The organism is Synechococcus sp. CCY 9618, assembly GCF_019038415.1.
Taxonomy (GTDB): domain Bacteria; phylum Cyanobacteriota; class Cyanobacteriia; order PCC-6307; family Cyanobiaceae; genus Cyanobium.
Genome location: NZ_JAFKRG010000021.1, coordinates 40,643 through 47,636, shown reverse-complemented (window position 1 = coordinate 47,636; position 6,994 = coordinate 40,643). Strand labels below are relative to the sequence as shown.

The following is a 6,994-nucleotide window of genomic DNA, read 5'->3' as shown; positions in this document are numbered from 1 at the left end:
ACCTCGACATCGCCGCCAGCCTCTATCGCGCCAACGGCTCCCTCCTCCAGACCTTCAACCCCGCCGATCTCACCAGCGCCAGCTTCTCCATCAACCTTGATGCCGGCACCTATTTCCTCGGCATCGACGGCGTCGGCGCCGGCAATCCCTTCGCCAGCAGCCCCACCGGCTACACCGACTACGGCAGCCTCGGCCAGTACATGGTCAGTGGCTCCGTTCAGCAGGTCACAGAAATCATCGCGCCCCCGCCGACGCCCCCCCCGGTGACGCCCCCGCCGGGAACGCTGGTGATCCAATCCACCGGCATCCTCACGACCAGCGAGAGCGGCGGCAGGGCCAGCTTCCAGCTGAGCCTGTCCCGCGCCCCACTGCAGGACGTGATCGTCACCCTGGCCAGCACCAACCCGGGGGAGGGCGTGCCCCTGACCAGTCGCTTCGTATTCACCGCCGGCGACTGGGCGACCCCTCAGACCGTCACCATCGAGGGGATGGATGACGGGGCGGTCGACGGCACCGTGAATTACGCGATCACCCTGAGCACGAGCAGCTCCGATCCAGGCTTCGACCAGATCCAGTCCACTCCTGTGGCGCTGCAGAACCTGGACAACGATGTGGCGGCCAGCCCGACGCTGTTCATCGCCAGCGCCGGGGCGCTGAAACTGGCCCAGAACTACATCACACCTCCCAGCGTCAGCGGTTCCCTGGCAGACATCAGCGGCAGCGACGATCGGCGCATGGCCATCAGCGAAGGAACCATCGCCCTGAAGAGAAACCAGACAGGCAGCGATCTCAATGCCTATCAGTGGACGTTCGACAACCTGATCGATGCCCGATCTTTGCTGTTCGAAGGGTTTCGGACGGCCAATTCGGTCCTCGACAACTTCAGCATCCAATTCTCCACCAACAACGGCAAGCGATGGACCACGGCCTTCACCGTCTCGAACAGCACCGAGAGCCTCTTCTCCCATGACCTGGGGAGCTCAGTGAACGGGACGGTGCTCGTGCGAGCGATCGACACCAACTCCAACAGCAACTCCCGGGACGGCAACACCCTGTATGTGGATCAGCTTGTGTTCAGCAGCGCGTCGTCGGCGACTGGCTCGAAAGGCAAGGCCCCCGAGGCGGATCCCATCATCGGATCGGCTCTGGGATCGGGTGCCTGCTGTGATCCAGCGCCGGTGGGGTGGATGGAGAACCCACCAGGGACTTTGGTTGATGTCGCGCCCCACGACCTGCAGACCGCATCATCGATGGTGCTGCTCCCCGGCAGCACCAACAACGGGCCGTTCACCGAGACAACCGATCCCCTGTCGGTCTGGCATGCGGGGCCGACAGGTCTGATCTGAAGGATTGAGGGCTCGTGGCTCAGGACTCGGCCAGCCCAGGAAACACCATCAGGTCGATATGACCACCGGCGGGCTGGCGCCACTCCCGGAATTCAGCCGCCAGGGCCTTGTGCTCATGATCCAGGGATTGCGATTCCAGATCCAGCAGGCGTTGGTGCACCAGATCGAGGGTGTTGTCGATCAGCTGGGCAGCCTGTTCGGAGGTCATGGCATCGCTGCGGTGGGGAAAGCCTGCGCTTCGAGGTGTTGTAGAAGACGTCGCCGGGCAGGGCTGTAGCCCCTGACACGGGCCGGCCTTCCGGTGGGTGTCAACGCACAGGCTCAGACCCCTGCCGCGGCCTCCGGCGCCAGCGTGAGCGCCAGCCAGTTGTGCAGGGGCGTCCAGTCGTCCCGCTCGTCGATGGCGGTCCAGAGCCCTTCGATCAGCGGCCGGATCGGGGGTTCGGGCAGGTTCCAGCGGACCAGGGCGGCGGCGAGGGTGGGGCCGGCCCCGACGGCATGGCTCCAGGCCCACCAGGCATCACGCCAGACCAGCCATTCGGCCCGGGGCGGCGCCGGCGCTTCCGCCACGAAGGGTTCCAGGTCTTCTGCCGTGGCAGGCGGTCCCCCCAGCCGGATGCGTTCGGCCAGGGCGGCGAAGAAGCGGCCATAGGCCACGGGCCATGCGGCCAGCAGCCGCAGGGTGGGCGGCACCGGATCCGGCAGCTCCGCCCCAGGGCCGGCAGAAATCGGGACCCCATCAAGCCCCAGCCGGCGGGCCATCCGGCGGCGGTAGTGGGCGTCATACACGGCCCCGAATCGCTCCAGCGCCGCCGCCAGGGGCCCCCGCGGCAGCAGCATGGCCAGGGGCTCCTGCAGGAGCCGCAGGTTGTGCTGACAGACCAGGGGCTGGCGGCCATAGGCGTAGAGGCCGCTGTGGTCGAAGTAGGCGGCGGTGAAACCCGGATCCCAGGTCTCGAGGAAGGCGAAGGGGCCGTAGTCGAAGCTCTCCCCGGCCAGGGACATGTTGTCGGTGTTGAGCACCCCATGGGTGAAGCCGGCCGCCATCCACTCCGCCGCCAGCCGCGCCACCCGCTCCACCAGCTCGCCGTAGAAGGCCAGCAGCTGGGGCTCGCAGCCGCCGGGCCCATCGGCAGGATGGGCGAGCGCCAGGTGCGGATAGTGCACGGCGACGACATGGCGCAGCAGCCGCTCCAGCTGGGCCGGCCGGCGCAGGTGCAGCAGCCGCTCGCAGGTGCCGAAGCGCAGATGGGTGCGGGCCATCCGCACCATCACCGAGCTGCGGGTGGGGGAGGGCTCATCACCGCGCCAGAGCTCCTCGCCGGTTTCGATCAGCGAGAGGGTGCGGCTGGTGGTGACGCCCAGGCGCTGCAACGCCTCGCTGGCGATCACCTCCCGCACACCCCCCTTGAGGGTGAGACGGCCGTCGCCGCCCCGGCTCCAGGGGGTGATGCCGGAGCCTTTGGTGCCCAGGTCCTGCAGCTGGCCGTGGCGATCGCGCAGCTGGCCGTAGAGGAAGCCGCGGCCATCGCCCAGCAGGGGGTTGTAGACGCCGAACTGATAGCCGTGGTATCTCAGGGCCAGCAACGGCGCACGCCCCTCGAAGCGGCCGTAGGCGGCCTCGAGATCGGCGTCGCTGACGGTGGCCGGATCGATCCCCAGCTGGCGCAGCAGGGGATTGTTGCGGAAGCGCAACCGCGTCATCGGGAACGGGGCCGCCTCCACCACGTCCCAGTGGTCGGGACCGAGACCCTCAATGGACGGTTCGAAGGGCAGGCCCAGCAGGGGATTGGGGCGCTGGGGCCCATCCGCCTCCCTCCCCGCCACCGGCGAGGGAGGCGGGGGCGAAGGCTCGGGGATGGCGGGACTGCCGGTCATGGACAGGGTTCGGGGGGCCTGGCGGGGGACGGGAACGTTGCTCACCAGGGGTGGCTCTAGCCTGGATCAGGCCCTGCGGCCTGTCTCCCTGAGGCGTCGGCTGCCGTGCGGGGGCGGCTGGAACCCGGTGCTTGAGATATCACTTGAGATATCAGAGATGAGAACCATGAGCGCCGAAGCCTGATCTCCATGACCGACCATCAGATCCGTTTCGTCGATGGCACGGGTTACGAGCGGTACATGGGGAGATGGAGCCAACGGGTCGGTGAGCGGTTCCTCGACTGGCTGGCCCCACCATCAGGGTGGCGCTGGCTGGATGTGGGCTGCGGCAATGGTGCCTTCACCGCAACACTCGCCGCCCGGTGCCACCCGAGCGCTCTTCATGGGGTCGACCCCTCCGAGGAGCAGCTGGCGTTCGCGCGTCGTCGATCCGGGCTGGGCGAAGCGGTGGTGGCCAAAGGCGATGCCATGGCCCTTCCCTTCGGCGACGACAGCTTCGACGCCGCTGTCATGCCGCTGGTGATCTTCTTCGTCCCCCAGCCGGCCAGGGGTGTGGCGGAAATGGCCCGGGTGGTCTGCCCCGGTGGCCTCGTGGCGGCCTATGGGTGGGACCTGGCAGGCGGTGGATTTCCTTACCAGGCCCTGCGGGAGGAACTGCAGGCCCTCGGGGCCACCATCGGGATGCCTCCCAGCCCCGGCGCGGCCCAGATCGATTCCCTGCTGGCGCTCTGGAGGGGTGCCGATCTGGAGAGACTGGACACCCTGGCCATCACGGTGGAAAGGACATTCACCGATTTCGACGACTACTGGCAAACCGTACGGGTGGGGCCAAGTGTCAACGCCACGCTGGCGACCCTCGAGTCCGGGGCCCTTGCGGAACTCCGGGTGCGCCTGAAGCAGCGCCTGCCGACCGATGCCGACGGCCGGATCATCTGTTCCGCCCGGGCCAATGCGATCAGGGGATTCGTACCCATCCGCTCCGGGCAGCAGGCTCAGGGCTGAGCAGACGTCCTGAGCTGTGGTGACCCGCGCGGCGCGTCGTGTTCGCCCGATGGCAAGCGAGCAGGAGAAGACGACCACCTGATGTCTGCCTGCTTCATCAGCGACGGCAGGTCTGGGGCTTGCTTTGATGTGGGGGCACCAAATTCCTGCAACAGACCGGTCCAGGTGTCGCGAATGATCTGTCCCCTGGGGAGCCTTTCCCGACGGGTTTGTGGAGCAACGCCACCACTCAGTGGCGGAAGGTCAGGGCCAAGGGTCAACAAGACCCGGAATCAAATCAATGAAAAGAGACTGATCGTCCCCTCTGCCTGGATGGTCGTGAAGCGGCCATTCAGCCGATGCCGGTGCGGCAGAGATCCAGCACATCGGCCATGGAGCGGATCTGATCCATGGTGGTGCGCAGCTGGGCCGCGCTCAGCAGCTCCACCCGCAGATCGATGCGGGCCGGCTTGCCGGCGCTGGTGCGCACCCGGGCGTCGCTGACGTTGATGCGGTGGTCGGAGAGGCGCATCAGGATGTCCTTGAGCACTCCCACCCGATCCAGCACCTCGATGCGCAGCCGCACCGGGTAGCGGCGCTGGTGGGCTTCGCCAAGGGGATTCCAGCGCACCGGCAGACGCCGTTCGGCCGGCACCTGAGCCACGTTGGAGCAGTCCTGGCGGTGAATCGTGATGCCGTGGTTGCCCAGGGCCACGGTGCCCACGATCCCCTCGCCGGGCAGGGGGCTGCAGCAGCCACCCAGCCGGTATTCCAGGCCCTCCAGCCCCAGGATCGGGCTGTCGGAGGGGTGCACGGCCGGAGCGTGACGGGGCTGGGACGCCGCCACGCTGGCGGCCACCTCCTCGTTGGTCCGGGCGGGGGTGGCAGCTTCGGTGCTGAGGCGCACCTCCTCCCGCAGACGGTTGAGCACCTGCTGCAGGGTGACGCCGCCGAAACCCAGGGCGGCCAGCAGATCCTCGGTGCCCACCAGATTGCAGCGCCGGGCCACCCGGGCGATGGCCTCGCCGTTGAGCAGGGCGTCGAAGCCCTCGCGGCCCAGCTCCCGCTCCAGCATCTCGGTGCCCCGCTGGATGTTGTCGTCGCGGTGGCTGCGCTTGTACCAGCCGCGGATGCGGTTGCGGGCCGTGGGGGTGGCCACGAAGTTGAGCCAGTCGAGGCTCGGGTGGGCGTTCTTGGCGGTGATCACCTGCACGAAGTCGCCGTTCTTGAGCGGGGTGGCCAGGGGACAGAGGCGGTCGTTGATGCGCACGCCCTGGCAGTGGTTGCCCACCTCGGAATGGATGCGGAAGGCGAAATCCACCGCCGTGGACCCCTTGCGCAGCCCCACCACATCGCCGTTGGGGGTGAACACGAACACCTCCTCGTCGAAGAGGTCCTCCTTGATCGAGGCCAGGAAGTCGCTGCTGTCCTCGCCGCCGTCGTCCTTCTGCCAGTCGACCAGCTGCCGCAGCCAGTTGAAGCGCTCCGTCTCGCCGGCGGCGGGGGAGCCCCCCTCCTTGTACTTCCAGTGGGCGGCGATGCCGTACTCGGCCACCTGGTGCATGTCGGTGGTGCGGATCTGCACCTCGATCGGCCGGTGGCGGCCGATCACGGCGGTGTGCAGCGACTGGTAGCCGTTGGGCTTGGGCAGGCCGATGTAGTCCTTGAAGCGGCCGGGGATCGGCCGGAAGGTGTCGTGCACCACCGCCAGGGCCCGGTAGCAGCTCTCCACGCTCGGGCAGAGGATCCGCAGGGCCGCCACGTCATAGATCTCGTGGAAGGCCTTCTGCTGGCGCTGCATCTTGCTCCAGATGCCGTACAGGTGCTTGGGCCTGCCGCTCACCTCGCAGTCGGCCAGCCCCACCGCCGCCAGCCGATCGCGCAGCAGCTGCACCGTGGCGCCGAGCCGCTCCTCCCGCTCGCTGCGCTTGGAGGCCACCTGCTGCTGCACATCCCGGAAGGACTCGGGCTCCAGCACCTTGAAGGCCAGATCCTCCAGTTCCCACTTGAAGCGGCCGATGCCCAGGCGGTTGGCCAGGGGGGCGTAGATGTCGCGGGTTTCGCGGGCGATGCGCTGTTGCTTCTCTGGCTTGAGGGCCGAGAGGGTGCGCATGTTGTGCAGCCGGTCGGCCAACTTGACCAGCACCACGCGGATGTCGCTGGCCATGGCCAGGAACATGCGGCGCAGGTTTTCGGCCTGGGCTTCGGTGCGGTTGGTGAAATGGATGCCGCCCAGCTTGGTGACCCCCTCCACCAGGGCGCGGACCTCCTCGCCGAAGCGGGCCTCGATCTCCTCCGGGGTGACCTGGGTGTCCTCCACCACGTCGTGGAGGAAACCGGCGGCGATCACCGCCGGGCTGGCGCCGATGTCGCGCAGCAGACCGGCGACGGCGATCGGGTGGACGATGTAGGGCTCGCCGCTGGCCCGGAACTGGCCGTCGTGGAGCTGGTAGGCGAAGTCGAAGGCGGCGGCGATCAGCGCCTCGGGGTCGCCGGAGGGCGCTCCCTGGCCGACCGGCGGCAGGTGCTGAAGGCTCTGGCGCAACCAGGGGGGCAGGGAAACGCCGTAGGCCTGGTCCGCCGTTTCCGGAGACGGGGCGCCGGCGACCGAGGGACAGGATCGGGACGGCCGCATCGCGGCTGCATCCACGGGGCCGGCTGCAGCAGGGGATGGAACCGGGGCGTAGGCCACCGGAGAGGAACCTTGATCCGGCACCGCTCTCAGCATCACACCCTTCGGGGTTCACCCATGGTATGGGGCAATCGTCACGAAGCCGGGGATATGCGCG

Annotated in this window: 5 protein-coding genes; 2 read left to right on the top strand and 3 right to left on the bottom strand. The window is 68.2% G+C overall.

Translation table 11 applies throughout. The annotated features are described in order from the left end of the window. On the top strand, window positions 1-1,346 hold a 1,346-nt coding region (locus tag KUG41_RS06225; RefSeq protein ID WP_216902224.1), incomplete at its 5' end, for a hypothetical protein. Between the two features lie 19 nt (window positions 1,347-1,365). Here KUG41_RS06225 and KUG41_RS06220 read toward each other — a convergent pair. Then, the gene (locus KUG41_RS06220; RefSeq protein ID WP_216902222.1) at window positions 1,366-1,554 is read right to left on the bottom strand and encodes a hypothetical protein; all 189 of its coding nucleotides are present in this window, start codon (window positions 1,552-1,554) and stop codon (window positions 1,366-1,368) included. A gap of 113 nt (window positions 1,555-1,667) precedes the next feature. Further along, window positions 1,668-3,224: a YdiU family protein gene (locus KUG41_RS06215; protein ID WP_216902220.1), complete on the bottom strand. Its 1,557-nt coding sequence runs from the start codon at window positions 3,222-3,224 to the stop codon at window positions 1,668-1,670. A gap of 189 nt (window positions 3,225-3,413) precedes the next feature. Between KUG41_RS06215 and KUG41_RS06210 the strand changes: the two genes are divergently transcribed. Next, the gene (locus KUG41_RS06210; RefSeq protein ID WP_216902218.1) at window positions 3,414-4,226 is read left to right on the top strand and encodes a class I SAM-dependent methyltransferase; all 813 of its coding nucleotides are present in this window, start codon (window positions 3,414-3,416) and stop codon (window positions 4,224-4,226) included. 331 nt (window positions 4,227-4,557) lie between these two features. Here KUG41_RS06210 and KUG41_RS06205 read toward each other — a convergent pair whose 3' ends face one another. After that, the gene (locus KUG41_RS06205; RefSeq protein ID WP_254216897.1) at window positions 4,558-6,840 is read right to left on the bottom strand and encodes a bifunctional (p)ppGpp synthetase/guanosine-3',5'-bis(diphosphate) 3'-pyrophosphohydrolase; all 2,283 of its coding nucleotides are present in this window, start codon (window positions 6,838-6,840) and stop codon (window positions 4,558-4,560) included. Window positions 6,841-6,994 lie beyond the last annotated feature (154 nt).

What these genes read in the sequence shown, in the direction of transcription:
- KUG41_RS06220 (WP_216902222.1), bottom strand. Translation starts at nt 1,554, where the DNA reads ATGACCTCCGAACAGGCTGCCCAGCTGATCGACAACACCCTCGATCTG.
- KUG41_RS06215 (WP_216902220.1), bottom strand. Translation starts at nt 3,224, where the DNA reads ATGACCGGCAGTCCCGCCATCCCCGAGCCTTCGCCCCCGCCTCCCTCG.
- KUG41_RS06210 (WP_216902218.1), top strand. Translation starts at nt 3,414, where the DNA reads ATGACCGACCATCAGATCCGTTTCGTCGATGGCACGGGTTACGAGCGG.
- KUG41_RS06205 (WP_254216897.1), bottom strand. Translation starts at nt 6,840, where the DNA reads ATGCGGCCGTCCCGATCCTGTCCCTCGGTCGCCGGCGCCCCGTCTCCG.